This window comes from Beijerinckia mobilis, assembly GCF_000745425.1.
Lineage (GTDB): Bacteria > Pseudomonadota > Alphaproteobacteria > Rhizobiales > Beijerinckiaceae > Beijerinckia > Beijerinckia mobilis.
Map to the genome: position 1 here is coordinate 143,769 of NZ_JQJH01000001.1, position 25,105 is coordinate 168,873.

At 60.4% G+C, this 25,105-nt stretch carries 23 protein-coding genes; 11 read left to right on the top strand and 12 right to left on the bottom strand.

Annotated features, from left to right (window positions below; translation table 11 throughout):
- Positions 1-135: 135 nt before the first annotated feature.
- The 4 genes from DL88_RS00585 to DL88_RS00600 form a co-directional block, all read right to left on the bottom strand.
- Entirely contained in the window at positions 136-2,562 is a 2,427-nt protein-coding gene (locus DL88_RS00585; protein WP_084704716.1) for an arylsulfatase, read from the bottom strand.
- A 104-nt stretch (positions 2,563-2,666) separates the two neighbouring features.
- Positions 2,667-3,089 carry a hypothetical protein gene (locus DL88_RS00590; protein ID WP_034990670.1) on the bottom strand — a complete coding sequence of 141 codons (423 nt, stop codon included), beginning with the start codon at positions 3,087-3,089 and terminating at the stop codon, positions 2,667-2,669.
- A 1,151-nt stretch (positions 3,090-4,240) separates the two neighbouring features.
- On the bottom strand, positions 4,241-5,839 hold the full coding sequence (guaA, locus tag DL88_RS00595; protein WP_034990671.1) for a glutamine-hydrolyzing GMP synthase: 1,599 nt from the start codon (positions 5,837-5,839) through the stop codon (positions 4,241-4,243).
- A gap of 305 nt (positions 5,840-6,144) precedes the next feature.
- Positions 6,145-7,005: an FkbM family methyltransferase gene (locus DL88_RS00600; protein ID WP_051955421.1), complete on the bottom strand. Its 861-nt coding sequence runs from the start codon at positions 7,003-7,005 to the stop codon at positions 6,145-6,147.
- Between the two features lie 550 nt (positions 7,006-7,555).
- Between DL88_RS00600 and map the strand changes: the two genes are divergently transcribed.
- Both map and radC read left to right on the top strand, forming a co-directional pair.
- The gene (gene map, locus DL88_RS00605; RefSeq protein WP_034990672.1) at positions 7,556-8,389 is read left to right on the top strand and encodes a type I methionyl aminopeptidase; all 834 of its coding nucleotides are present in this window, start codon (positions 7,556-7,558) and stop codon (positions 8,387-8,389) included.
- An 80-nt stretch (positions 8,390-8,469) separates the two neighbouring features.
- Entirely contained in the window at positions 8,470-9,240 is a 771-nt protein-coding gene (radC, locus tag DL88_RS00610; RefSeq protein WP_034990673.1) for a RadC family protein, read from the top strand.
- A 74-nt stretch (positions 9,241-9,314) separates the two neighbouring features.
- Here the strand turns inward: radC and DL88_RS00615 are convergent, their stop codons facing one another.
- Genes DL88_RS00615 through DL88_RS00625 form a run of 3 tightly spaced genes read right to left on the bottom strand, consistent with a single transcriptional unit; the run spans position 9,315 to position 10,993 of the window.
- Positions 9,315-9,923 carry a nucleotidyltransferase family protein gene (locus DL88_RS00615; protein ID WP_034990674.1) on the bottom strand — a complete coding sequence of 203 codons (609 nt, stop codon included), beginning with the start codon at positions 9,921-9,923 and terminating at the stop codon, positions 9,315-9,317.
- A gap of 21 nt (positions 9,924-9,944) precedes the next feature.
- On the bottom strand, positions 9,945-10,673 hold the full coding sequence (locus DL88_RS00620) for an XdhC family protein (RefSeq protein ID WP_034990675.1): 729 nt from the start codon (positions 10,671-10,673) through the stop codon (positions 9,945-9,947).
- Complete coding sequence (locus tag DL88_RS00625) at positions 10,673-10,993, bottom strand: XdhC family protein (RefSeq protein ID WP_034990676.1); 321 nt, start codon at positions 10,991-10,993, stop codon at positions 10,673-10,675. The genes DL88_RS00620 and DL88_RS00625 overlap by 1 nt, the downstream gene beginning before the upstream one ends.
- On the opposite strand from DL88_RS00625, the gene DL88_RS00630 reads away from it, so the two are divergent.
- Both DL88_RS00630 and pcaD read left to right on the top strand, forming a co-directional pair.
- On the top strand, positions 10,992-11,336 hold the full coding sequence (locus DL88_RS00630) for a hypothetical protein (RefSeq protein WP_034990678.1): 345 nt from the start codon (positions 10,992-10,994) through the stop codon (positions 11,334-11,336). The two genes, DL88_RS00625 and DL88_RS00630, sit on opposite strands and share 2 nt — an antisense overlap.
- Positions 11,317-12,462: a 3-oxoadipate enol-lactonase gene (pcaD, locus tag DL88_RS00635; protein WP_084704719.1), complete on the top strand. Its 1,146-nt coding sequence runs from the start codon at positions 11,317-11,319 to the stop codon at positions 12,460-12,462. The genes DL88_RS00630 and pcaD overlap by 20 nt, the downstream gene beginning before the upstream one ends.
- Before the next feature lie 62 nt (positions 12,463-12,524).
- On the opposite strand, the gene DL88_RS19130 is transcribed toward pcaD, so the two are convergent.
- Positions 12,525-13,190: an energy transducer TonB gene (locus tag DL88_RS19130; RefSeq protein WP_169741516.1), complete on the bottom strand. Its 666-nt coding sequence runs from the start codon at positions 13,188-13,190 to the stop codon at positions 12,525-12,527.
- Between the two features lie 292 nt (positions 13,191-13,482).
- Positions 13,483-14,262 (bottom strand): SDR family oxidoreductase, encoded by a 780-nt coding sequence (locus tag DL88_RS00645; protein ID WP_034990680.1) that lies wholly within the window; start codon positions 14,260-14,262, stop codon positions 13,483-13,485.
- 356 nt (positions 14,263-14,618) lie between these two features.
- Here DL88_RS00645 and ubiE point away from each other — a divergent pair, with 356 nt between their 5' ends.
- From ubiE to DL88_RS00680, 7 genes are all read left to right on the top strand, one after another.
- Positions 14,619-15,389, top strand: a complete 771-nt coding sequence (gene ubiE, locus DL88_RS00650; protein ID WP_034991148.1) for a bifunctional demethylmenaquinone methyltransferase/2-methoxy-6-polyprenyl-1,4-benzoquinol methylase UbiE — start codon at positions 14,619-14,621, stop codon at positions 15,387-15,389.
- 201 nt (positions 15,390-15,590) lie between these two features.
- Positions 15,591-17,177: a 2-polyprenylphenol 6-hydroxylase gene (gene ubiB / locus DL88_RS00655; protein WP_051955423.1), complete on the top strand. Its 1,587-nt coding sequence runs from the start codon at positions 15,591-15,593 to the stop codon at positions 17,175-17,177.
- 199 nt (positions 17,178-17,376) lie between these two features.
- Positions 17,377-18,618 (top strand): bifunctional phosphopantothenoylcysteine decarboxylase/phosphopantothenate--cysteine ligase CoaBC, encoded by a 1,242-nt coding sequence (coaBC, locus tag DL88_RS00660; protein WP_034990681.1) that lies wholly within the window; start codon positions 17,377-17,379, stop codon positions 18,616-18,618.
- Positions 18,615-19,133 carry a dUTP diphosphatase gene (gene dut, locus DL88_RS00665; RefSeq protein ID WP_051955424.1) on the top strand — a complete coding sequence of 173 codons (519 nt, stop codon included), beginning with the start codon at positions 18,615-18,617 and terminating at the stop codon, positions 19,131-19,133. Before coaBC ends, dut begins: the two co-directional genes overlap by 4 nt.
- Complete coding sequence (locus tag DL88_RS00670; protein ID WP_034990683.1) at positions 19,130-19,573, top strand: RrF2 family transcriptional regulator; 444 nt, start codon at positions 19,130-19,132, stop codon at positions 19,571-19,573. The genes dut and DL88_RS00670 overlap by 4 nt, the downstream gene beginning before the upstream one ends.
- A 212-nt stretch (positions 19,574-19,785) precedes the next feature.
- Positions 19,786-20,145, top strand: coding sequence for a hypothetical protein (locus tag DL88_RS00675; RefSeq protein WP_034990685.1), 360 nt, complete (start codon positions 19,786-19,788; stop codon positions 20,143-20,145).
- A gap of 136 nt (positions 20,146-20,281) precedes the next feature.
- Complete coding sequence (locus DL88_RS00680; RefSeq protein WP_084704724.1) at positions 20,282-22,651, top strand: TonB-dependent receptor; 2,370 nt, start codon at positions 20,282-20,284, stop codon at positions 22,649-22,651.
- A 112-nt stretch (positions 22,652-22,763) separates the two neighbouring features.
- Here the strand turns inward: DL88_RS00680 and DL88_RS00685 are convergent, their stop codons facing one another.
- From DL88_RS00685 to DL88_RS00700, 3 genes are all read right to left on the bottom strand, one after another.
- The gene (locus DL88_RS00685) at positions 22,764-23,030 is read right to left on the bottom strand and encodes a BQ00720 family protein (RefSeq protein ID WP_034990686.1); all 267 of its coding nucleotides are present in this window, start codon (positions 23,028-23,030) and stop codon (positions 22,764-22,766) included.
- 170 nt (positions 23,031-23,200) lie between these two features.
- The gene (locus DL88_RS00690) at positions 23,201-23,629 is read right to left on the bottom strand and encodes an Hsp20 family protein (protein ID WP_034990688.1); all 429 of its coding nucleotides are present in this window, start codon (positions 23,627-23,629) and stop codon (positions 23,201-23,203) included.
- 221 nt (positions 23,630-23,850) lie between these two features.
- Entirely contained in the window at positions 23,851-24,846 is a 996-nt protein-coding gene (locus DL88_RS00700; protein WP_034990692.1) for a 2-hydroxyacid dehydrogenase, read from the bottom strand.
- Positions 24,847-25,105: the final 259 nt, after the last annotated feature.

Genomic DNA, 25,105 nt, shown 5'->3' on the forward strand with positions numbered 1-25,105 from the left:
GATGGCTTCTCGGCGACGTCCTACCATCCATCAACCTTGCGCATCACGATCTCGCTGGAGGCTAGCAGTACCCCGAACAGCATGGAGACGGTTTCAGCGCAGGGCAGGATGGTCGGGGTCTTGATACGGCGCTAGCTACTGGAGCGACATCGCTCCAGCGGCTTCCTGGGCACGCAATTGCTGCTTCTCCTCTTCGCTCAAATTCTCAGGCTCTAGAACGACGAGGAACTTCTTGAGCGTGCCGTCGAAGGCGAACGGCATCTTGTCGGCGTACTCCTCCAGCACCGGGGTCCCGGTGTCCTCTCCGACATCGAAAGTTTCGTCGAGCGAGAAGCGCGAGCCGATAGTCTGCTCGACCCGTCCCTCGGCAACCTGCTTGCCGTCCACGAACAGGGTTCCGGTCCCACCCTTGCCGAAACCGCCACCGTCGTACTTGAAGGAGAAGCGGATCGCGTGATCGCCCGGAGGGACCGGCTGGTCGCTGACGATCCGGTATTTGTGCCCGGGTTGATTGGAATAGGCGTATGCGAATTCCGGCTTGCCGTCCTGCATCAATAGCGCCCAACCGCCGTAACGGCCGCCGATCGTAGCTAGAACGCCGTTCGATCCTCCGCCCTGCGGAATCGTCACGTCAGCCGCTATAGCCCAGGACTTGTTCTTGAAGTTCGGCGCCGAGCCCTCGGGTATGCGGATCATTCCCGGATAATAGGTGAACTCCGTTCGCCCGGCCGTCAGGCTCGGTCGGATCGCTGGATCGACACGAGATGCGAAGCTCGAATCCAAGGGGTAGACATTGTACTTCCTCGCCTCGGCGTCGAATACGCCCTGCAATTCCTTTAGCTTGTCAGGGTTCAGAGCCGCCAAATTGTGCGCCTGGCTGAAATCCTCGCTGACGTGGTAAAGTTCCCATTTGAAGTCGTCAGGATTGGGCTCGTAACCGCTCGTTACCCAGGGCAAGCGCAGCGGCGTTGTGCTCGCCATCCAGCCGTCCTTGTAGATGGCCCGATTGCCGACCAGCTCGAAATACTGGGTCGAGTGGCGCGTCGGCGTAGTCGGGTCACCAAAGGTGTAAGCGAGGCTGGTTCCGTCCAGCGGCTGCTGCTTCACGCCGTCCATCTCTGTCGGTGGCGTGACGCCCGTCGCCTCGTAGATCGTCGGCACGATGTCGATAACATGCGCGAACTGTGGGCGTATGGCGCCCACGTCTTTGATATGGCTGGGCCACGAGATCACCAGACCATTGCGTGTGCCTCCGAAATGTGAAGCGACCTGCTTGGTCCATTGCATCGGCGCATCCATGGCATGCGCCCAGCCAACCGGATAGTGGTTGTAGGTCGTCGGTCCTCCCAGCTTGTCGATCATCGAGAGAAGAAACGGCAGACTCTCCTTGACGCCATTGGCCGCCGTGCCGACCTCGTTGGTGGTGCCTTGCAAAGAGCCTTCCGCACTCGCGCCGTTATCGCCCATGATGAAAATGATAAGCGTGTTATCGAGTTGACCTCCTTCCTTCACTGCCTGGATCACACGGCCGATTTGGTTGTCGGCGTAGGATAGCGCGCCTGCGTAAACTTCCATCATGTGGGCGTAGAGACGCTTCTGATCCGCCGAGAGCGAGTCCCAGGCGGGAATCTGTTCTGGTCGCTTGGTCAGGTCGGTATTTCTGGGGACGATGCCGAGCTTGATCTGACGAGCCAGCGTCTCCTCACGAACCTTGTCCCATCCCTGATCGAACTGGCCCTTGTATTTCGCGATCCAGTCCGCTGGGGCGTGGTGCGGCGCGTGCGCGGTGCCAGTCGCGTAATACAGAAACCATGGCTTGGTGGGCGCCAAAGTGTGTTGCATCCGCAGCCAATCGATCGCTTTGTCGGCCAGATCGTGATCCAGGATGTAGTCGGGCCTGCCCAAATACGGTTCGATGGGCCGGGTGTTCTCGAACAGTGCCGGATGCCACTGATCCGAGTCGCCGCCAATGAAGCCGTAGAAGTATTCGAAGCCCAGGCCGCTTGGCCACAAGTCAAAAGGCCCCGCCTGGCTCGACATCCAGTCCGGGACATTGTGCATCTTGCCGAACCACGAGGTATTGTATCCGTTCTCGCGCAACGCCTCGCCGATCGAACCAGCGCTCTTGGGGACGAGTGAATTGTAACCCGGATAACCGGTGGCCATTTCTGTGATGACGCCACTCGCGACGCTATGATGGTTGCGCCCCGTGATCAGCGCCGCCCGGGTGGGCGAACAGAGGGCAGTCGTATGGAACGTGTTATAGCGCAATCCCGCATCCGCAAGTTGCTGGAATGTGGGCGTCTGAATCGGGCCGCCAAAGGTACTGCTCGCGCCGAACCCGACATCGTCCGTCAGGATTAGAAGAACATTGGGCGCCCCCTTCGGAGCCTCCACGCCCTTCGGAAAGTCCGGACGGGAGTCCTTCACCGTCCGTCCGATGACGCCCCCGAATGGCGGCTGCGGCTTCGGCAGCACGGTTTCCTGCGCTTGCGTCCCATAGATCGCGAGCCCGAAAAACGCGACGCATGTGGACGCTAGGCGGGTAATGATATGCCTCATAATCTTCCTCCCATCGCGGAGCATTTTTTTCTGAGTGACGGCAGATGAGATTCGTAGGCGCGTATGTCCTGTCGCAAAGTGTATTGGAATTTGCGAACGCAGCCTCAAGCGTTTTTAGTATATCCGATCAGACGGAGAGTATCAATCGGCCCGCAGAATTGACCACGGATCGGCGTCCAAAGTTGGCCCATTCGGACAAAGCTAGAGCTATAGCGCATACACTGGCGTAGCTGGCCAGTGGCGCGAAAGGCCTTGGCGATCTGGTCGCCGAGATCGATGCGATCCGTCGCGATGACGATGTATGCCGACGAGTACACAGTCACAATAGACTTGACCAATATCACCATCGTCGGGCTTTTGTCGGACCCTTGCATGTGCCAGACTACATCGCCTTGTCGGCAGGCCGCAGTGTCACGCTCATCGACGCGCTTCAGCAGCGTTTCGATAGTTGAGTCCTGTTGGTAACGTGCCACCTTCTTGTGGAGATGGTCGAACAGCATGTAGCGGCGCACAACCGCATGAACCACCGTGAAGCTTCATGTGCGGCGCGAAATCGAGGGCCACGCGCTTGCCCTCGACGGTTCCAAACGGCCTGGCCGGTTGATGACTTCTTAGGCGCAGCCGGACGGGTCCTCGCACTCCTTCCGCACACTCAACAGCTTGCGCGGCGTTCTGACAGTGCCGTAGCCAGGATCATAGCTGTTTGCCGACAACATGAGCTTGCTTTGCTTGACAATTTCGAAAGGGAGACTCTCTGTAGGGCTCTTTGTATAAACAGGATCTTCCCGATGTCGCCCCCTCGACCCACATTGAGGTCTGATCGTACTCGCGCATCGCGTTGACACAGCTGCGGCCGACTTGCCGCTGGCGCCGATATGGAGAGTGCAACGACAAGCTCAGAGTACTCAGCCGCGCTGCGATCGCCTCTTCGGCCGTCCTGAGCGCCACCCATTGGGGGGCGACTGCCGAGATGGCAAGGCTCCGCCCTCTGCTCGTCCAGGTTCCGCCCAAGGACAGGCACGTGGTCGGTCGATCAACCGGCCGGGGCAGCATCATCGGCGATCCACCGGGCGTCATAGTCGTGGGTGCTTCGACCGGCAAAGCCGGGCATTCGCCACCTTGATCTCCGCCGGCGACGCAGCCTTGAGACAACAACAGATAGATGTCCCGGACGTCGTAATAGGCGTTCACGATCTGCAGCATGTCTTTAGCGGGCGTGGTCCAGCTACCCTGGAACTAACCCTTCTCGATTGAATACTCTGCGGCACGGAGCCCGGCGTCATCGACGCTATCGACCGTTCCGCCCACGGGATTGACTTGAGCGTTCAATCCACGGTGACTAGGTCCAAATCCAGGCGGTGGTCCAAGAACTTGGCGCCGAACCGTTCGAATATCGTCCCGGGCACCACGATCGCGATTCCCGACAGTCAGTCAGTAGATATGTTCGGCGCGTTGTGCTGCTAGCATGAGAAAACAGGTACCTACAGTGTACAACTCATCTTAGTATTGATCCAAACGCTCGTGAATTGCACAAGCAATGGGGTCCGCCGCAGGCGGCGCATCAATCGATCGGAGACACAGCCTTTCAGCAGCGCCCCATGGTCTGGGAAAAACATTCAGAAAACCACCGCCGGCTCTCCGAAGAACTACGATCTAATCCTCCAGCTTATGTTGCCTGTCACTCCCACTCGATCGTTCCAGGCGGCTTGGACGTCACATCGTAGACAACGCGATTGATCCCCTGCACTTCATTGATAATTCTTGTTGCCGCTCGGCCGAGGAAATCCATTTCGAAAGAGTAGAAATCCGCCGTCATGCCGTCGACCGATGTTACTGCCCTTAGCGCGCAGACATATTCGTAAGTGCGGCCATCCCCCATGACACCGACCGTCTGCACCGGCAGGAGCACCGCGAAGGCCTGCCAGATTTTGTCGTAGAGACCCGCCTTGCGGATCTCGTCGAGATAGATGGCATCGGCCTGCCGCAGAATGGCGAGTTTCTCATGTGTGACTCCGCCAGGGCAGCGGATGGCGAGGCCTGGCCCCGGGAAGGGATGGCGGCCGACGAAGACTTCCGGCAGGCCGAGTTCGCGGCCGAGCTCGCGCACTTCATCCTTGAACAATTCGCGCAAGGGTTCGACGAGCTGCATGTTCATGCGTTCGGGCAGGCCGCCGACATTATGATGCGACTTGATTGTGACCGACGGTCCGCCGGTAAAGGAGACGCTCTCGATGACATCGGGATACAAGGTTCCCTGCCCGAGAAATTTCGGTTCCCCACGTCCGTCGGCGGCGATGGTTCTTGCTTCCGCCTCGAATGTTTCGATGAACAATTTGCCGATGATGCGGCGTTTCTGTTCGGGATCGGTGATGCCGGCGAGTGCGCCAAGAAACAGGTCCTGCGCCTCCGCGTGGATCAGCGGTATGTTGTAATGGCCGCGAAACAGCCCGACGATCTCCTCGGCCTCGCCCTGGCGCAGCAAGCCGTGATCAACGAAGACACAGGTCAGACGGTCGCCAACGGCCTCATGGATCAGGAGCGCGGCGACGGCGGAATCGACGCCGCCCGAGAGGCCGCAAATGACACGGCCGTCACCGACCTTGGCCCTGATGGCGGCGATCGCCTCCTGACGAAAGGCGCGCATCGTCCAATCGCGCGAAAGACCCGCGACTTTATGGACGAAATTCTCGATCAGTTTCGCGCCGTCCGGCGTATGCACTACTTCAAGATGAAACTGGACGCCATAATAGCGACGCGCTTCATCGGCCATGACGGCCATCGCCTCCTGCCGCGAGGTCGCGGCACGGATGAAGCCTGGCGGTAGATCGGTCACCGTATCGCCGTGGCTCATCCAGACCGGATAGGTGCCTCCCTTTTCCCACACGCCATCAAACAGCGCGGTCGGCGCCAGAACCTCGACATCGGCGCGGCCGAATTCACGTGTCGCGCCAGCACCGACACGGCCGCCGAGCTGTACCGCCATCACCTGTTCGCCATAGCAGATACCAAGCACCGGAACCCCGGACTGGAAAATGGCCTCGGGCACACGCGGGGAACCGGCATCGAGCACGGAAGCCGGTCCGCCCGAAAGGATCACCGCCTTGGGCGCCAGTGCGTCAAAGGCTCTGGCCGCCGACTGGAACGGCGCGATTTCGCAATAGACGCCTGTCTCCCTCACGCGGCGCGCGATCAATTGCGTGACCTGCGAACCGAAATCGATGATCAATACCTTGTCGTGATGGGTCACAATCTGCGGCAACGGATCGGCTTGGCTCATCGTGGGTTCCTGAAACAGGCCGGCGCGCTGGGCCGGAGACAGTGGCGTGGGTGGAGCAGAAAGAGGATGGACCGCCGCCCGACTGAAAACGCGGGCAACAAGCGCTGTTTCTGTAAACGCATCACATTTTTCCGGAAAGGTTTATCCGCCTTTCCAGATCATGTACGCACGCGGCGACCGTTCCGCCCGTCGAAACTGCCGGAAGGAACAGGGCTTTTCTAACCGGAGAGCGATTTGAAACAAGCCCGAACCGGCGGCAAAAAGGCTTCCCGCCACAATTTTCAGGGCTTCAGGGCGTGGCAGCGTCAACAGCGCTCGAAAATGCCCTTGCGTGCGGATTTGAGCAACGGCCGGTAATGGAGCGCGGCGACGCGCTCCCAAAATTCCTCGGCCAGTTGATCGGAGGCAAATTCAGCGAACAGAAAGCGTGGCCAGAGCGTTTCCGGCACGGCGCGCAGAAATGGGTCGAGAATGAGATTTTCAGCGCCCCCGACATCGAGGCGCAGGACATCGATACGGTCGAGCTTTTCCTCCCACACCAGCGTGGCGAGGCTTTTGGTGGGAATTTTCACGCGCTCTTCCAGCAGCCTTTCCTTCGCTCCGCCGGCAACCCGGAACGCCCCGCGCGGCGGATCGATGATGAGCAGCATTTCCCCATCATGATCGGCGATGGCGCAGGCGAGCGCCTTGACCGTCGCAAAGGAATTCTGGCCGATGTTGAAAACGAGACGCTCGAATGTCTCGGGATTGGGTTCGATGGCGAGGATGCGCGCGGCCGCCCCTGTGGCAGCCGCGGCGAAAAGACTGTAGCCGCCGAAACCGGCGCCAATATCGATGAAGACCGCATCCTGCGGCATGCAGGCTTCAAGGCATCGCCGCTCTGCGGGGTCGAAATATTGCGGAGTGAACAGAAGCCATTGATCGCGCAGGCTGTCATAGGGATAAAGCCGCATTCTCGCGCCGAGCGCCTCGACGTCGAGGGCGCGCCCTTTCATGGCGCGGGCCGCCACGGATCGCACCAGAAAGGCACCTTTGCGTCCGGCCCAGCTCGGCGAAGCGCCGCGCGTCAGATTGAGAAGATGCGCCAAAGCCCCCTGCGGCGCATAACGGCCAAAATGCGACAGATCATTCTCCCCGGCCTGGGTCTTGGATATGTCGGACCGCAAAATGTGAAACCTCCCCCGCACTCGCTCTTGACCAATCTTTTCGCCAACCGGATTTTCGCCCGTCTGCTTACGTTCTTCCGTTAGTGTCAGCTGTCTATCGTGCGCCCTCTGTCGCAAGGACTGCCCGCGCCAGTCTATCGAGCAATTCGGGAATTTTGGCGGGTGATCCGCAACCTGTCCAGAATATCCCCTTCAAAAATGCTTACAATTCGAATAATTTCAGGAGCGTCCGGTCGGAACTCCCATTCCCGCCAAGGATCACGATCAGGACAGTGCGGTTCGGTTGCACAGCCCCTGCGGGCCGACCCGATCCCTTCAGACATCGGGCAGTCCTTGCGCGGATCGCCTCTTTTCCGAAACGGCGCGGCTGCTTATGTTGGCAACCATATCGAACATTTTCGTTTGGATGCGCGGCTGCCGCTCCGCCAGGGCCGCTCACCGGTAAAGTGCGGAATAACGCCGAAATGGCCCGTTTTCAGCGGCTCGTTCCAGCGATATTCTACCGCAAGGCCGCCGTTCATCCGCATGCCAATCAGTCAGGATTACCACCATGACCTTCATCGATGCCGTGGAAAGCGCGGGCCGCAAGACTGGCCATATCAAGCTGCACGGGCCCGAGGCCTTTGAAGGCATGCGCAAGGCCGGCCGTCTCGCCGCCGAAGCACTGGACCTTATGAACGATCTCGTGCGGCCGGGCCTGCCGACGGAGGCCATCGATAAATTCGTCTATGAATTCGCCATGGACAATGACGCCTACCCGGCGCCGCTCGATTATCGCGGCTATCGCAAATCCGTCTGCACCTCAATCAACCACGTGGTCTGCCACGGTATCCCTGACAATAAAGGCATGCGCGAAGGCGATATCGTCAATATCGACGTCACCTTCATCAAGGACGGCTGGCATGGCGATTCGAGCCGAATGTATTATGTCGGCGAGGTCTCGCGCCGCGCCCAGAGGCTCGTGGAGACCACTTATGAATGCCTGATGCGCGGCATCGGCGTCGTGCGTCCCGGCGCGACGACCGGCGACATCGGCGCCGCGATCCAGGAATATGCCGAGGCCGAGCGCTGCTCCGTCGTGCGCGATTTCTGTGGCCATGGGCTTGGCCGCCTGTTCCATGACGAGCCGAACATCCTGCATTACGGCCGCCGCGGCGATGGCATCGTGCTCAAGGCGGGCATGTTCTTCACCATCGAGCCGATGATTAATCTCGGCCGGCCGCATGTCAAAATTCTCGCCGACGGCTGGACCGCCGTCACCCGCGACAGGTCGCTCTCAGCACAATTCGAACATGCGATCGGCGTCACCGAAACCGGCTGTGAAATCTTCACCCTCTCGCCGCGCGGCCTGCATCATCCTCCCTTTCAGCCTGCTGGCGTATGACCAAAAGCCGCATCTCCCGCGGATCGTCTGGCCACACTCCGGAGACGGTCTCCGGAGTGCTGGAAGCCGCTCAGCCTCTAATGACTGAACCGGGCCGCTTCCCGGAGGCGGAAACCGATGGGGAGGCAAATACAAGTCTCACTGGTGCCTCTCCGGGGAAGAGCCGCGGCGCGGCGGCGAAACCGCATTATCACGGGCACCGGGAACGTCTGCGCGAGAGGTTTCGCAATGCGGGTGCAGCGGCGCTCGCCGATTACGAACTGGTCGAACTACTGCTGTTTCGCGCCATTCCACGCGGCGATATGAAACCCCTCGCCAAGGCGCTTGTCGACCATTTCGGCAGCTTCGCGGAGGTGATCGCGGCTCATCCCGACCGGCTGGCCGAGTTCAAGGGCGTCGGCGATGCGGTCATCACGGAATTCAAGATTGTCGAAGCCGCCGCCATCCGCTGCAGCCGGCCCTCGGTGCGGCGCCGGCAGACCCTTTCAAGCTTCTCGGCGCTCATCGATTATTGCCGTATCGCCATGGCCAAGCTCGAGCGCGAACAATTCCGCGTTCTCTTCCTCGACCGCAAGAACGGGCTGATCGCCGACGAAGTGCAGGGCGAAGGCACTGTCGATCACGCGCCGGTCTATCCGCGCGAAATCATGCGGCGGGCACTCGAGCTTGGCGCCTCCGCCCTCATTCTCGTGCATAATCATCCCTCCGGCGATCCGACACCTTCGCGGGAGGACATTGCCATGACCCAGCAGATCGCGGCGCTGGGCAAGGGTCTCGAGATCAGCGTCCACGACCATCTCATCATCGGCCGGCAAGGCCATGTGAGCCTCAAGAGCCTGCAATTGTTTTGAGGATTTATTGCCGGTAATGCCCGGCCAGTAGACACACCCCTGGGTGCCCGCACGGAATGTTTCGGCATCGCTCTCTAACGGACGGATTCGAGCCCTGCTTCCGTGTCGATGTCGAAGAGAATTCCGGCATCAGCGGTGTTCCATTCAAGAACATGGTCGCGGACGGCCTCAATGAGCGTGCGTGCTCCCCGATCGCCCTCCAAATGGCCGATCGCACCAAACAGGGCACGCCCGAGCAGGACCGGATTACCCCACCGGCCCTGATGAACGGGGACGACCGCCGCCGGTTTCACTGGCTGTGTCTGGAAGGCTTCCACCAGTCCGGCAATCAAAGGCGCCGAGACCAGCGGCATATCGCCGAGCAGAACGACGACGCCCTCCACCTGATCAGGCAAGGATGAGACCACGCTTTGAAGCGAGGTCGCAAGGCCCATGGCATGATCTCCATTGCGGACGAAGGTCAGTGGCAAACCCTCCAGCGTCTCTTCGACGGTTTCCGCATCGTGGCCGGTTACGACGAGCACAGGATGCACAGGCGCGGCCAGCGCGGCTTCCGTCACATGACGGATCAGGGGGCGTCCCCGCAGCGAGGCCAGGAGCTTGTTGCCGCCGCCCGTCGCGGCGAAGCGTCGGCCCTGCCCCGCCGCCAGAATGGCGGCGGCAATGGTTTTGTCTTCGCTCATATTTATTTCACGCATAGATCATCAGCCACCGGCCCGCGCCGCCTCAACCGGCTGTGGTCCGCTGCCACGCAGGGGTTTGCGGCCGCTGGCGGCAATGATTTCGGCAATGATCGATACGGCGATTTCCGCCGGGCTCACCGCGCCGATATCGAGGCCGATCGGCGCATGGAGACGGGTGAGGCTTGCCTCATCGAATCCGGCCGCCCGCAGACGTTCAAGCCTTTTGCCGTAGGTTTTGCGCGAGCCGAGCGCCCCGATATAGAAACAATCGGCCTTGAGAGCAGCCGAAAGCGCCGGATCGTCGATGCGCGGATCATGGCTCAAGGCAGCAACCGCCGTCCCCGCGTCAAGCCAAGGGCCCGGCAGGACATCTTGCGGCCATTCAGCGAGAAGCGGCACATCAGGAAATCGTTCGGGCGTCGCAAAAGCGGTGCGCGGATCGAGAAGGACGGGATCGAAGCGGGTCATCCGCGCCAAAGGCACGAGCGCCTGGGCGATATGGCCAGCACCGATGATCAGAAGACGCGGCGGTGGCCGATGGACCTCGACGAACAGGCTGCGCCCCTCGTGATCGAGACTGCCGCTCAGGCCACTTTGCAGAAAAGTGGTGAAGACACCGGCGCGATCCTCGGCCGCGAGCGTCTCATTATCCAAAAGCTCCTGCGCGCCGGTCGCAAGATCGGTGACGAGCAGTGCGCTTTTGCGCGCGCGCCGCGCCGCATTCAGCTGCGCCAGCAGGGCCAACTGCATCAGTCGATCCTTTCCACAAAAACGCGAATTCTGCCTCCGCAGGCAAGACCGGCGCGCCAGGCGGTTTCATCGGCGACGCCGAATTCCAGAAGCCGTGGCTTGCCATCCTCCAGGCTCTCCATCGCCTCGGTAATGATTTCGGCCTCGACACAGCCGCCGGAAACAGATCCCTCGAAACGGCCCTCCCCATCAATGACGAGATGGCTGCCACAGGGCCTTGGCGCCGAGCCCCAGGTCTCGATGACTGTGGCAAGCGCGACGGCGCGGCCACTCTCTTTCCAGGCCTGCGCCAGTTCGAGAAGATCCTGATCCGGCTTCATGGTCTCGATCCTCAATCGGTGCCGTCCACCGCGCATGATTCTTTTGGCCGCGATCCTGGCGACACATCCCTCAAGGCAAATTCCACAAGGCAAATTCGTGGTGAAAATGGCGCGGGTTTCTTCCGCGCGCAAGCAAACCGCGTGGAAAAGCGCAGAAATTTCGCGGGAAGACCTTCAGCGAAACGTCCCGCCCTTATCGTCACCGGACGAAGGGTTTATAGATTCCTATAGTTGGCCGCGATTCGGCGCCAAGGCCGGCACGGTGCGGCACAAGGCAAGAAGCACCTGGCGCAAAGGAAACCCGGGCAAAGGAAACCTGGAGCATGACGCATATCCTCGTTGACGGCCGCTCGTTTCATGTGCTGCTGCAGGGCGATGCCGCCGCGCCCGTCCTGATGCTGGCGCATCCGCTCGGGGCGAGCCTGCACATCTTCGACCGGCTGGCCGAGGCGCTCAGCCCCTTTTTCCGCATTCTGCGCTATGACGCACGCGGCCACGGGGAGAGCAGCATCACGCCGGGCCCCTGCTCCATCGCCGATCTCGGCCGTGACGCGCTAGGCATCATGGATGGACTAGGCATTGAACGCGTCCATTGGCTCGGCCAATCGATGGGAGGCATGGTCGGCCAATGGCTGCTCGCCAACGCACCCGGGCGCATTGACAGGGCGGTGCTCGCCAATACGACCGCGCGGCCCGGCGATCCCAATTTGTGGAACACCCGGATCGCGATGGTGCGCGCCCAAAGCGTTGCGGGCATTGCCGATGCCGTCTTCGAGCGCTGGTTCACTGCAGAATTCCGCGCGGCCCATGCTGAGCTCATCGCTCCGGTACGCGCGCGTTTCGAGCGGACGGACCGCGAAGGCTATATCAGCTGCTGCACAGCCATACGCGACATGGATCTCCACGAAGCGATCCGTGTGGTGAAACAACCAGTGCTGGTGATCGTCGGCAACGCGGATCCTTCAACGCCGCCCGCGGAGGGACATGCTATCGCCGAGTCCATCGCATCCGCGAGGCTCGAGACCTTACCGGCGGCGCATATATCCCACATAGAAGCGGAGGCCGCCTTCACCCGCGCGGTAACGGATTTTCTCACCACTTCCCTCGAGACAGCGCATCCGAAAAAGGAGGCGGCCAAAGCAACACTCATCGGGCGTCCCAATCCCAGGCGGCTGAAACCTTCGCGCGGGCTCGCGAAATCGACGCGCGAAGCCGATGCCGAACACCCCTTGGCACCGCAAGGGAAGAAGGCGAAAGAGAAAGAATCGCACGCAAAGGAACCGAAAACCGTCAAGGCAGGAAAGGCGAAAAAGAAAAAAGCCGCGAGCGAACCCATCATCCGGCGGTTCCCTCCCCCGCCCGCCATTCTCGACAAATCCCTCAGCCGGAGGATCGAAAATGCCGAGCCAAAGCCTGAAGGCAAGAAGTCAAAGAAAAACAAGAACAAGGAAGAGTCCGGCGAGGCCTGATGGAGCGGAGCGCCGCGAAAGTGCACCCGCTTGAGGAGTGGCTATCGCTATCCGCCCCAGGCTTATTGCGTCGTTGCCGCCTTCGGCTCCTCTACTGGCTTGGTCGTCACCACCGGCTTGGTCGTCACCACCGGCTTGGTCGTCACTACCGGCTTGGTCGTCACTACCGGCTTGGTCGTCACTACCGGCTTGGTCGTCACTACCGGCTTGGTCGTTGACGCGGCTTTGGGTTTCTCCGGAGGCTTGGGCGATTTTTTCGCTACCGGCTTGTCATGGGTGCCGGAAGCGGCCGCTTTGGGAGCACCGGTCTTCACACCGGCAGGCGTGGTTTGCGCTGAAGCGGCGGAGGGCTGCTCCTGTTTGAGCGAAAAATTGATTGGCAGCGTGACGTCCATCTCGACGGGAACATTGTCCTTGGTCGCCGGGGCGAAATGCCAGCGGCGCACGGAGGCCACGGCAGATTGGTCCAGGATCTGGAAGCTACTGCTCTTCTTGACCCGGACATCCAGAGGCTCGCCCTTCGCCGAAATTCTCATGGACAGCAAGACGACGCCCTGCTGATTGGCCATTTTGGCCGATTCCGGATAGGCGGGCCAATTTTTCATCACGTCGCTGGCAATCGGATGCGGTGGAACGAAAGCGCTCTCCGGCTTTGAAGCACCCTTCGCTCCACCTTTCGAAGCTTCCCCTGCCAGTGCTGTCGCGGGGGCGTTTTGAGCACGCGCCACACCATCCACATTCAAGAGAAACGGAACGAAAAAAGATCCGAAGACGCATGCGCGGAAGAATGCCGCAGGCAAGCCCGACCTGCCAACCTTTGTCCGGCCAATATTCCCGCCCTGCTTATCCTCTGGAAACTGGACTGCCTGCATTCCCGATGACCAATCCTCGACAGAAATGAAAGAGTGTGGGGTTTCTCTCACCGCGCCCGCTAGAAATATTGCACGCGGCATAGCTTTCCTAAGCTCGGCGAAATGCAGCCATTCTGTCAACCGCCTGTAACCCTTTGCGTCATGCACCTTATTCGACAATATCGGGTGTCTGCCAGCCGATGTGCTGACCCGCATCGACCGCGATCATCTGACCGGTGACGTTCTGCGCCCGTGCCAGATAAAGCACGGCCTCGGCGATTTCCTCCGGCGTCACCGCGCGGGCAAGCGGCAATCCGGCGACCTCCCGCTCAAATCCCTCGGTACCCTGTTGATGATTGGGCAGCACCGGTCCCGGCCCGACCGCATTGACGCGGATGCGGCGCGGCGCGAAGGCCTGCGCCATTGTCTGCGTCGCGGTCCAGAGCGCCGATTTGCTCAAAGTGTAGGAAAAGAATTGCGGCGAGAGATGCCAGACACGCTGATCGACGATATTGATGATCGCCGCTTCCTCCCCCTCCGGCACCTGTACCGCGAAAGCGCCGGAAAGGATGACCGGCGCACGCAGATTGACGGCGAAATGCCGTTCCCAGAGATCGGCGGAAAAATGCATCGCATCGTCGGGCTCGAATAGGGCCGCATTATTCACGAGCAAGGAGAGTGGCGCGATTTTCTCACACACCTGCGCCATTGCGGCGGAGACGGCGGCAAGATCGCCGAGATCGAAAGCGAAGACCTCCGCGATTTTGCCTTCCGCGCGCAGAGAAGCTGCAAGGGCCTCGGCCTGCGGCCGTGAAGCTTCGCTGCAATGAAGCGCGAGACGGTAGTTTTCGCGCGCCAGATGTTCGGCGATCGCGCGTCCAAGCCGTTTCGCCGCACCCGTGACCAGGGCGGCCGGCCACCGATGAACGGATGCGTTTCGGTCCTGCATTGCAAGGCTCCCTGACAATTCCCAGAGCCATCCTCCTACCACAGCTCTGACCGGCAAAGGCGGCAAAGGATGCGGTGGCGCGATGGCACTAGAGCATTTTCCTAAACTATTGAATCATTTCGCGATTTGACTGCCTTGAAAAGGCTCTGTTTTTTGAGTGGAGCGTTTCTGGATATATCCGAAACGCTCTATGCATTTTCCTCCGATTCCCGGAATGTCACGCGATGGATTTTCCGCGATTCTTCCGCAGCGCCTTTGCCGGTTGTGGCGCAAGACGCTTTTCCACGGCCGAAATGCGCGTTATTGCCTATTCACCGCTGCCGAATCGGCAAGGATCCCTGCCTTTGGAGACCCGCATGACGAGACCCCGGCCAGGCGACGATGATGAAACCGATTTCGGTTTTACCCGCGTCCCGTTGCAGGACAAGCAGGCGCGTGTCGATGCCGTGTTCCATAAGGTCGCTTCGCGCTACGATCTGATGAACGATCTCATGTCCGCCGGCATGCATCGTGTCTGGAAGGATCTTTTCACCGCCCAAATCCGGCCGCCACGGAACGCCCCCTACCATCATCTGGACGTGGCCGGCGGCACCGGCGATATCGCCTTCCGCATCGCGCAGGCCGGATCACCGCGCACCGAAGTCACCGTGCTCGACATCAATGGCGACATGCTGGAAGTCGGCCGCGAACGGGCGCAAAAGCGCGGACTTGCCGAGCGGCTCACCTTCGTCGAGGCCAATGCCGAGGACCTTCCCTTTCCCGATCGCACTTTCGATTCCTATACGATCGCTTTCGGCATCCGCAACGTGCCGCGCATCCCCCGCGCACTGTCAGAAGCCTTCCGTGTTCTAAAGCGCGGCGGACGGTTTCTGTGCCTCGAATTTTCCCATGTGGATGTTCCTGGCTTCGACCGGCTCTATGAAAGCTATTCCTTCAAGGCGATCCCGCTGATCGGCCAGGCGGTGACGGGTGATGCCGATTCCTATCGCTATCTCGTCGAATCGATCCGCAAATTTCCCGATGCGGATCTTTTCGCCGATATGATCGCCGAAGCCGGTTTTTCGCGCGTTTCCTTCACCCGCCTTTCGGGCGGTATCGTCGCCATCCACAGCGGCTGGAAATTATAAGCGGCGGCCAGGGAGCCGGATTGGCGGCGGCTCCGTTACCATTCGCGCGCTGTGCACCCAGAGCATTTTGTCTTCACATTAGATCGCTTAGTGGTTCCATCTACCTGAAAATACTCTAATTTTCTGAGTGGAGCGTTTCTGGATATATCCGAAACGCTCTAGCGCAAACCCTGTCCCGTCTCGTAATCTCAGGAGCGACGGTTGAGCTTTTCGCCCGGGTCCTTCTTGCGTCTTGCCCGCGCGGGCTTCGTGCTGGCGCGCGAAGGCGTGTTCAGCGCGGTCGATCCGGTGATATTGCCGCCGCCCGCGCGGCTGCCGCTCGCGCTCGCCAAGCTGATCGCCCGCCGCGACACAGGCAAAACAGCCAAGCCCGGCGGCAATCTCTCCAATGCCTTCAGCCGCCTCGGGCCATCCTATGTGAAGCTCGGCCAGTTCCTCGCCACACGTCCGGACGTCGTCGGCCCAGTCGTCGTGCAGGAACTCGAACATCTGCAGGACCGCATGGCGGCCTTCCCGCGCGAGACGGCAGTGGGGATCATCGAGACCGCCTTCGGCCGGCCGGTCGATAAAATTTTCGTCGAACTCAGCGAACCGCTCGCCGCCGCCTCCATCGCCCAGGTCCATCGCGCCTTGGTTAAGGATGCCGTGGGCACCCGCGAGGTCGCGGTGAAAATCATGCGGCCGGGGATCGAACGGCGTTTCCGCCGCGATCTCGGCGATATGCTCACCATCGCAAGACTCGCCGAGCGCCTGATACCGGACATGCAGCGCCTGAAACTCGTCGAAGTCGTCGAGACCATGGCCCGCGCGGTGAAAATGGAGATGGATTTCCGGCTCGAGGCGGCAGCCGCCTCGGAATTCGGAGAAAACACCGCCAAGGACGAGGATTTCCGCGTTCCATCGGTCGATTGGGACCGCACCGCAAAGGATGTCCTCACCCTCGAATGGATCAATGGCATTCCGCTGTCCGATATCGCGAGCCTCAAGGCACGCGGCTACGACCTGCCTGATCTCGGCCGCATCGTTATCCAGTCGTTCCTGCGCCATGCCATGCGCGATGGCCTGTTCCACGCCGACATGCATCAGGGCAATCTGTTCATCGACCCGCAGCAGCGGCTGGTCGCCGTCGATTTCGGCATTATGGGACGGCTCAATCTCAAGGAGCGGCGGTTTCTGGCGGAAATCCTGTATGGTTTCATCATCCGCGACTATCGCCGCGTCGCCGAAGTGCATTTCGAGGCCGGCTATGTGCCGCGCACCTACCGGATCGAGGATTTCGCGCAGGCCATCCGCGCCATCGGCGAGCCGATCCATTCCCGCACCGCCGACCAGATTTCCATGGCCAAGCTGCTCACCCTGCTTTTCGAAGTGACCGGCCTGTTCGAGATGAAGACCCGGACCGAGCTCGTGATGCTGCAAAAGACCATGGTGGTCGTCGAGGGCGTGGCGCGCAAGCTCGATCCTAAGCTCGATATGTGGTCGACCTCCGAACCCGTGGTGCGGCGCTGGATCGAGGATAATCTCGGCCCCGTCGGCAAGGTCCAGGACGCCGGCCGCGCGCTCGGACAGATCGGCCGTTTCGCCGCGGAATTGCCCGCGTTTCTGGAACGGACGGAAAATCTGCTCACAGGTCTTGAGACCATCACTGCGAGCGGTCTCAGCCTCTCGGACCCATCGTGGCGGCAAGTCACCAAGGCAACGGCGCGCGCCGGACGATCAGGCCATACCGCGCTGTGGGTGATCGCCATCGCGACCCTTTTGATCTTATGGCGCCTCTACCAGCTTTAATCGGAAGCTACTTGGGGGCTGCCTCTTTTCACAAAATATTCCGTGGATTATCTCTGGTGAGTGAGCCTATATCGTCCACGCAGCCATCCGCGTTCAATCCCGCTACGCTGGCGTATCGAGACTCACCTTGATCTCGATGAGACACGCAGGGTGATCGACACCCTGCGGCGGCCCGCTTATCCGGCAATGAGGAAAGACCATGGAAAAAGCCGGCGGCAAACGCATTCTACTCATCGTCGGCGGTGGAATCGCGGTCTATAAAGCGCTGGAACTCGTGCGCCTCCTGCGGCGCAACGATCATACCGTGCGGGTCGTCATGACCGAGGCGGCGAAACATTTCGTCACACCGCTTTCCTTCGCCAGCCTCGCCGGAACCGCCGTGCCGGAGACCCTGTTCTCGCCCGATGAGGAAGCGCGGATGAGCCATATCGCGCTGTCGCGCGATGCCGATCTCGTCGTTGTCGCACCCGCGACCGCCGATCTCCTCGCCCGTATGGCGCAGGGCCTTGCCGATGACCTCGCCACCACGCTGCTGCTTGCGACGGATAAGCCGGTGCTCGTCGTCCCGGCCATGAACGTGCGCATGTGGATGCATCCGGCGACGCAGCGCAATATGGAGACGTTGCGTGCCGACGGCATCGCGATCGTCGGCCCCGAGAACGGCGACATGGCCTGCGGCGAATATGGCCCGGGCCGGATGAGCGAGCCGCCAGCCATTCTCGCCGCCATCGAGACAAAACTCGCCGCCACGAGTCACATCGCGCATAATCTCACGGAACCGAACCTTTCAGGCCATCGCGTCATCATCACCTCCGGACCGACCCATGAGCCTATCGATCCGGTGCGCTATATCGCCAATCGGTCCTCCGGCAAGCAGGGCCATGCCATTGCCGCCGCGGCAGCGGCCGCCGGTGCCGAGGTCATGCTGGTGAGCGGTCCGGTCTCCCTGCCCGATCCTGCGGGCGTCACCACGCGGCATGTCGAGACCGCGCGGGAAATGCTCACGGCCGTCGAGGATTGCCTGCCGGCCTCCCTGTTCATCGCCGCCGCCGCCGTGGCCGATTGGCGTCCCACCGATAGTGCGGAAGAAAAGATCAAGAAGACTGGCAATGTCCCGCCGCTTTTGAGCCTGGTCGAAAACCCGGACATTCTTGCAACCATCGGTCGGCCGGGTCCGGGACGGCCGAGGCTCGTCGTCGGTTTTGCCGCCGAGACGCAGAATCTGCTCGCGCACGCTCAAGCCAAACTCGAGCGCAAGAAATGCGATATGCTCGTCGCCAATCATGTCGGGCGCGGTTCGGACGTCATGGGCGGAGACTCCAATCAGGTCACGGTCTTGACGCGCGCGGGCGCCGAGCCATGGCCACCCCTCTCCAAGAAAGCCGTGGCCGAGCGCCTGATCGCCGCCTGCGCCAGCCTGCTCGCGGAATCTGCCAGATGACTTATATTCCAACGTCGCATCAGCCAACGCCAGGCCAGAGGCCCTCCGTCCTCGTCAAACGCCTGCCACATGCGCAGGGACTTGATCTGCCCGCCTATCAAAGCGCCGGCGCGGCAGGGCTCGATCTCGCCGCAGCGCTCCCCGAAGGCGTCATCCTCGTACTGGAACCCGGCGGACGCCATCTCGTGCCGACCGGATTCTGCCTTGAAATTCCGCCGCATTACGAAGCCCAGGTGCGGCCACGCTCCGGCCTCGCCCGCAAACATGGCGTCACGGTGCTGAATACGCCTGGCACGGTCGATTCCGATTATCGCGGCGAGATCTCGGTGATTCTGATCAATATGGGCGACGAGCCTTTCGAGATCGTGCGCGGCACGCGCATCGCCCAACTCGTCATAGCCCCCTGCGTTCAGGCCGATCTGATCGAAGTCTCGACATTGAGCGAGACGGAGCGCGGCGAAAACGGCTTCGGTTCGACAGGGTTCAACGCGCCAACACGTGTCCCTCGCCGATGATTCTCCTGTCGCGCCGCAATCTCCTGGCGCTTGCCGCCGTGACCGACATTGCCCTGCACGCCCGCCCGCTCCCCGTCGCTGCCAAGGCGCTCGCGAGCCGTTTGCAATTGCCGCCACGCCATCTCGAAACACTGCTCCAGGCGCTGGTTCGGGCCAATATTCTCAAAAGCGTGCGTGGCCCGCGCGGCGGCTATGAACTCGCGCGGGAGCGGCGCCGCATCAGTGCTGTCGATATTTTGCACGCGGTCCAGAACGAACAGGATATGGAAAACGGCGATTCCTGCGAGCTGATCGATGATGTCCTCGGCCCCTTGGTGGAGGAAGCCGGTCAGGTTTTCCTCAAACAGCTGGAGCAAATGACGGTCGACGATTTCTGCCGTCTCGCCGAAACGAAACAGGTCACATCCTATCCAACGGTCGGACCGGATTTCGCCATTTGATCCACACGCCGCGCGCCCGACTACACCCCAAAAATCATGCGCCAAAAATAACGCGCGGTGACCACTTTTCGGCTTGGCGCATTGACAAAGACAGGGCGCATCGCTCACGTGTCCGGTTCATCGAGCGATCGTCAATAGTATTTTTGAATGGAGCGTTTCCGGATGGATCCGAAACGCTCCATCGTAGAGCCGGCAACGGGAGGCGGATCCATATGACGCAGATTTACAAGGGCGCCACGGGCAAGGACCTCGCAGCAACCCATGGCTATCACGCCGAACTGATGAGCGATGGCGAAAGCGCCGTCTTGAGCCTGCTCAATCTCGGCACCAAGACCTGGAGCATGGCAATCATCGACGATGCCTCGACGCTGACCAGCAATGTCGCCTGCGATGCCTATGCCGCGCAAATCGTCGCAGCACCGCAAACGCTGAAAACGGTGACAGAGGACGAAGACGAAGCCTATTATGACCGTTGTCTCGATCTTGAAGACAAGTTCAAAGCCGAAATCGCCGGCCCGCAGGGCGTTGATGTCGATGACGAGGAAGAAGACGCGGATAATGATTATCTTTAGTATATCTATGGATAATTGACGAAACTCTGCCTTGTTGAAATTCATTGGCTGGAACGTGACTATTCCACTTGACGGAGGGCGGCCAGATATTATTCCCTTAAGGATATAGTTAAGGATCCGTAAGGGATACACGACCTTGAAAGTACGCCGTTTCCGAAGCACCTGTTCCCGGCTGTCGGGCTTGTTCCTGCCGTTTCTCGCCTTTGATGCGCATGCGCAGGCTGCCAAAAACCAGGCCGCGAGCAGTCAAACCACAAGCAGCCAAGCCGTCACAAGCAGAGAAACACTCGAGCTTCCCGTCGTCCATATCGAGGCACTGTCGAAAAAGCCGGTGCTGGCCGGCAGCATTCCGGATACGCCGGAAACCGCCTATCAGGTCAGCAACAAGGCCATCAATATTCTGAGCCCGGGCGGCAGCGGCAATCCCTATCGCGCCATCTCCATTCTGCCGTCCGTCTATGCCCCAGCGATCGACCCCTATGGCCTTGCCTCGGTTCCCGGCGGCAACAAAGGCATCAGGATTCGCGGCGAGGCGAGCCAGCACGGCAACAGCATCGGCACTGTCGACGGTATCCCGCTGACGGGGATCAATCCGGGCCCCGGCTATCAATGGCTGTTCTCCAACGAGAATATCGAAGGCATCGAAGTCTATCAGGGCCCGATCGCACCGGATAAAGCGGGCTATTTCACCACGGCGGGCGTTATCAATACGCGCCTGCGCTGGGGCGAGGACAAACCGGGCCTCGAATTCACACAGGCACTCGGCTCGTTCAATCTCTTCCGCACTTTCTCGCGTGTCGATTCCGGTGCCATGTTCAACAATACGACCCGTTTCTTCGTCTCCGGTTCCTGGACGGATGCGGACAATTGGCGCGGCCCGGGCAAGGGCGCAGACAATAATGCGACCGCCACATTCGGCCTCACGACGCAGATCACCGATCAATTCGACGCCAAGCTTTACTTCAGCTATGCGCATATGCGCCAGAATACATTGCGGCCGCTGACTTATTCGCAGACACAGAACCTCGGCGCCTATCGCTATTTTGATTATTCGGCGAGCCCCGGTGCCGGCTATACCTATATCAACAACAACCGCCAGTCCTATGACGATTGGGTCATCCTGTCGGAAATGACCTATCATTTCGACGGCAATACAAAGCTCACCGTCAAGCCGTTTTATTTCAGCGAAAGAGGCTTCGCCCTTGATGGCATGGCCACCAACGGCATGGTGCGCAACTGGCAGATGAATCACGACTGGTATGGCGTAACCAGCGAGATCTCGACGCGGCTTGCCGAGACCGACGTGAAATTCGGTTATTGGTGGACATCGCAGCTACCGCCCGGGCCGCCGACATCGTGGCAGATGTGGACCCCGACCTCCTCCGGCGGATTGACCAACGGTATGTGGTCGATCCTCGCGCAGCCGACGAGCCGGATGGAAACCAACAGCGCCTATGCGATGATGGACAAGAAACTCGGCGCCCTGCATCTGCAGGCGGGCTCGCGCTTCATGTGGCAGCAGATCGCCGGCATCAATGTCTTCAACAATACCGGCACGAATAATCTCTCCTATGACGCCGCGCTTTCGGCCTCACCCGGCATCAATGGCATGCGCAGCGTCAGCCCTCATACATTCTCTGCCTTCCTGCCCTATCTCGCCGCAAGCTATGATCTGACGCCGGATTTGCAGGCCATCGTCAGTGCGGGTTCCAATTACGGCGGCCCATCCTTCGACGCCTTCCCGGTTTATCAGCAGAATGCCGCTGCTTTCGCCGCCAGAGGCATCAGCGCCGATCAATTATGGAGTTCGATCAAACCTGAGACCTCGATCAATATCGATGCAGGCTTCCGCTGGACCCATCAGGATCCGGTGCTCGGAATGGCCATGCTCGAACCGCGCTTCTATTACGCGCGCAGCCGCAACAAGAATGTTTCCTATGACAATGGCATCGGCATAAACTACAGCCAGAATGTCGGAGAAACCCATGCGATCGGCGGCCAGCTAATGGCGCATTGGTTCCCGAAGGAAGAGCTGGACCTCTTCGCCTCGCTCGGCTACACGCGCAATGTCTTTGATGCCGATCTGCCGACGCTGCCCGGATCCTCTGCCGCAACCATCGCGGCTGCGGAGGTAAAGGGCACGCAATTTCCCGACGTACCCAACTGGACATTCGCCGCCGGTCTCAACTGGCATACACGCGACGCCTGGCTTGGCGGCGGCCAGCTCACCATCACGCCAATCGTCAATTACATCAGCGACCGCTGGGGCGACACAACGCGGACACAATATCTACCTGGCTATGCGACCGTCGATCTCAATATCGCCTATGATTACCAGACGCCGATCGGCCTGTTCAATGCCAGCCTGACGGTAACCAATCTCTTCGACAAGAGCTACATCGGCTTCGTCAACACGTCCTATTATCAGCAGGCTCAGGGCACCAGCGCCTATTATTATCCGGGCGCGCCGAGAGCGATCCTTGGCAGGATAGCCCTGAAATTATGAGTGCGGCATCGTAATAGCGATCCGCCGGGCAAACAAACACCAAAACGGCGTCGCGCGGAGCGCAACGCCGTTTAAAATTCCGTGGGACTGATGGAGTGTACAGAGCCGCAAATCAATGGACGCTTACCATCTGCAGGTGATTTTCCATGGCATTGGCCAAAGCGGCATCCCGGGAATCCGTCAGGATGATCGGCTTACCATCAGCCGCCAGCAAGGCGAACAGATTGAGGCCAGGCATGAGTTCCGGCGCGTCGGGAAACAGACGGCTCACTTCCTCCGAACGCAAGGATTTCAGATAGGCGACCCTGCCGCCGCCGAGACTCGCAAGCTGCTCATCCGTGAGCAACGGAGCGGTGTGTGTATTGTTTTCATCCAGCATGTAAAGCGCCTTTCTTGCAAATTGACATCTTGCATTCCGAAGGGCCTGATTTGAAGTCTGCGAACGCCCTCATTCTCCCGCAGGATCGCCGGAAAGGTTTCCCAATCCGCCAGACGTATCGGTTCGGTTGCACCCTTTCGAGGTTTCAACCGACCGCACCCCTTTTTGGTTCAATTGCGGTCGACGATCTCGATCTTCTGCACCACCCGGTTTGGATCCGGCCTCACCAGATCAATGGACAAGAGCCCATTGGTGAGATCGGCACCCGCCACCTGCATGCCATCGGCCAGAAGGAAGACACGCTGAAACTGCCGGGCGGCAATGCCGCGATGCAGATAAAGCCTCGTCTTATCGTCCTGCTGACGGCCGCGGATCACCAATTGTCCATCCTCGATGGTGATTTCCAACTGATCCCGCGTGAAGCCTGCGACGGCCAGAGTGATGCGCAGCATATCGGTCTGTGCGCCGTCCCGCGCGATCCGCTCGATATTATAAGGCGGATAGCCGTCGGACGTCATGCGCGTCGCGCGATCGAGAGCCCGTTCGATCTCGTCGAAGCCGAGGAGAAACGGGGAATTGAGGGTTGGTAGACGTGACATTTGCAGAAAACATCCCGCGCGAAGCCTTCCGGCCTTCGTTCAGCGACCCTTCCGGCATCGCTGTCGACCACATATGGCATGTGTCGCCGCAGGTTCAAGAGCCCGGCAGAAAAAGCCGTGACCAACAAGGTTAACCAAGACAAGGGCATACGGGAGGTCGAAGGCGCACAGTCTCGCGGCGGCGGCCCGGCCTGGGCGCTTCCCTCCTTTGCGGCCGGGCGTTACAGCATTCCCGGCAGCACGCGGTCCGGCGGCCGGTGACCATCCATGAAGGTCTTGATATTGATCAGCACCTTCTCGCCCATGTCGATGCGGCCTTCGGTCGTCGCCGACCCCATATGCGGCAACAAGGTGACCTTGCCCGCCTTGGCGAGACGGATCAGTTTCGACGAGACGGCGGGCTCATGCTCGAAGACGTCGAGCCCGGCGCCGGCGACCTGTCCGGCTTCCAGCATCCGCGTCAGCGCCGCTTCATCAATCAGCTCGCCACGTGCGGTATTCACGAGAATCGCATGAGGCTGAAGGTGGCTCAGGCGGCGCGCCGAGAGAAGATGATAGGTCGCCGGCGTGTGCGGACAATTGATCGAAACGATATCCATGCGCGCCAGCATCTGGTCGAGCGATTCCCAATAAGTGGCTTCCAAAGCCTCCTCGATCTGCGGCGCGACCTTGTGGCGATTATGGTAATGGATCTGCAGGCCGAAGGCCTTAGCCCTGCGGGCGAGCGCCTGGCCGATACGGCCCATGCCGATTATACCGAGCCGCTTGCCGGTGATCCGCCGCCCCAGCATCCAGGTCGGCGCCCAGCCGTTCCATTCGCTTTCCGGAATGATCCGGGCGCCCTCGACGAGCCGGCGGGCGACCGCCAGGATGAGCGCCATCGTCATATCCGCCGTATCCTCGGTCAGGACGCCCGGCGTATTGGTCACCGTCAGGCCACGCTTCAGCGCGGAATCCACATCGATATTGTCGACACCATTGCCGAAATTGGCGATGAGCCGCAATTGCGGCCCGGCGGCGGCGATGAGCTCGGCATCGATACGGTCCGTCACCGTCGGCACCAGAACCTCGGCGGTGGCGAGTGCCCTGGAAAGCGCCTCCCGATCCATTGGCACATCATCGATATTGAGCTGCGTATTGAACAATTCGCACATTCTCGTCTCGATGACGTCGGGCAATTTGCGCGTCAGAACGACGAGAGGCCTTTTCCGCACCATTAGAATGTTCCCGTATCGTTTCCGGCCGTCCAAACGCCCATTCGACCATCAATCCGGCTGCGCGGTCCAGATGCTCTTCGTGACAGTCTTCGAGACAGCAGCCGCCACGCCGGGCGGCTGCTCTTCACGCCACCTTAACCTTCAGTGCCGCATAGACCGTCGGTCATCGGCATGGAATGGCCTTCGGCGATTGGGATAGTTTCCGGTGCACCCTTCCCAATACAGCCTCTGAACTTCGTAGCAGATGGCGGGTCAAAGA

Excerpts from the sequence above, each read along its gene's own strand:
- DL88_RS00585 (WP_084704716.1), bottom strand. The coding sequence starts at position 2,562 with ATGAGGCATATCATTACCCGCCTAGCGTCCACATGCGTCGCGTTTTTC.
- guaA (WP_034990671.1), bottom strand. The coding sequence starts at position 5,839 with ATGAGCCAAGCCGATCCGTTGCCGCAGATTGTGACCCATCACGACAAG.
- map (WP_034990672.1), top strand. The coding sequence starts at position 7,556 with ATGACCTTCATCGATGCCGTGGAAAGCGCGGGCCGCAAGACTGGCCAT.
- radC (WP_034990673.1), top strand. The coding sequence starts at position 8,470 with ATGACTGAACCGGGCCGCTTCCCGGAGGCGGAAACCGATGGGGAGGCA.
- DL88_RS00615 (WP_034990674.1), bottom strand. The coding sequence starts at position 9,923 with ATGAGCGAAGACAAAACCATTGCCGCCGCCATTCTGGCGGCGGGGCAG.
- DL88_RS00620 (WP_034990675.1), bottom strand. The coding sequence starts at position 10,673 with ATGCAGTTGGCCCTGCTGGCGCAGCTGAATGCGGCGCGGCGCGCGCGC.
- DL88_RS00630 (WP_034990678.1), top strand. The coding sequence starts at position 10,992 with ATGGTCTCGATCCTCAATCGGTGCCGTCCACCGCGCATGATTCTTTTG.
- DL88_RS00625 (WP_034990676.1), bottom strand. The coding sequence starts at position 10,993 with ATGAAGCCGGATCAGGATCTTCTCGAACTGGCGCAGGCCTGGAAAGAG.
- pcaD (WP_084704719.1), top strand. The coding sequence starts at position 11,317 with ATGACGCATATCCTCGTTGACGGCCGCTCGTTTCATGTGCTGCTGCAG.
- DL88_RS00645 (WP_034990680.1), bottom strand. The coding sequence starts at position 14,262 with ATGCAGGACCGAAACGCATCCGTTCATCGGTGGCCGGCCGCCCTGGTC.
- ubiE (WP_034991148.1), top strand. The coding sequence starts at position 14,619 with ATGACGAGACCCCGGCCAGGCGACGATGATGAAACCGATTTCGGTTTT.
- coaBC (WP_034990681.1), top strand. The coding sequence starts at position 17,377 with ATGGAAAAAGCCGGCGGCAAACGCATTCTACTCATCGTCGGCGGTGGA.
- dut (WP_051955424.1), top strand. The coding sequence starts at position 18,615 with ATGACTTATATTCCAACGTCGCATCAGCCAACGCCAGGCCAGAGGCCC.
- DL88_RS00670 (WP_034990683.1), top strand. The coding sequence starts at position 19,130 with ATGATTCTCCTGTCGCGCCGCAATCTCCTGGCGCTTGCCGCCGTGACC.
- DL88_RS00675 (WP_034990685.1), top strand. The coding sequence starts at position 19,786 with ATGACGCAGATTTACAAGGGCGCCACGGGCAAGGACCTCGCAGCAACC.
- DL88_RS00685 (WP_034990686.1), bottom strand. The coding sequence starts at position 23,030 with ATGCTGGATGAAAACAATACACACACCGCTCCGTTGCTCACGGATGAG.
- DL88_RS00690 (WP_034990688.1), bottom strand. The coding sequence starts at position 23,629 with ATGTCACGTCTACCAACCCTCAATTCCCCGTTTCTCCTCGGCTTCGAC.
- DL88_RS00700 (WP_034990692.1), bottom strand. The coding sequence starts at position 24,846 with ATGGTGCGGAAAAGGCCTCTCGTCGTTCTGACGCGCAAATTGCCCGAC.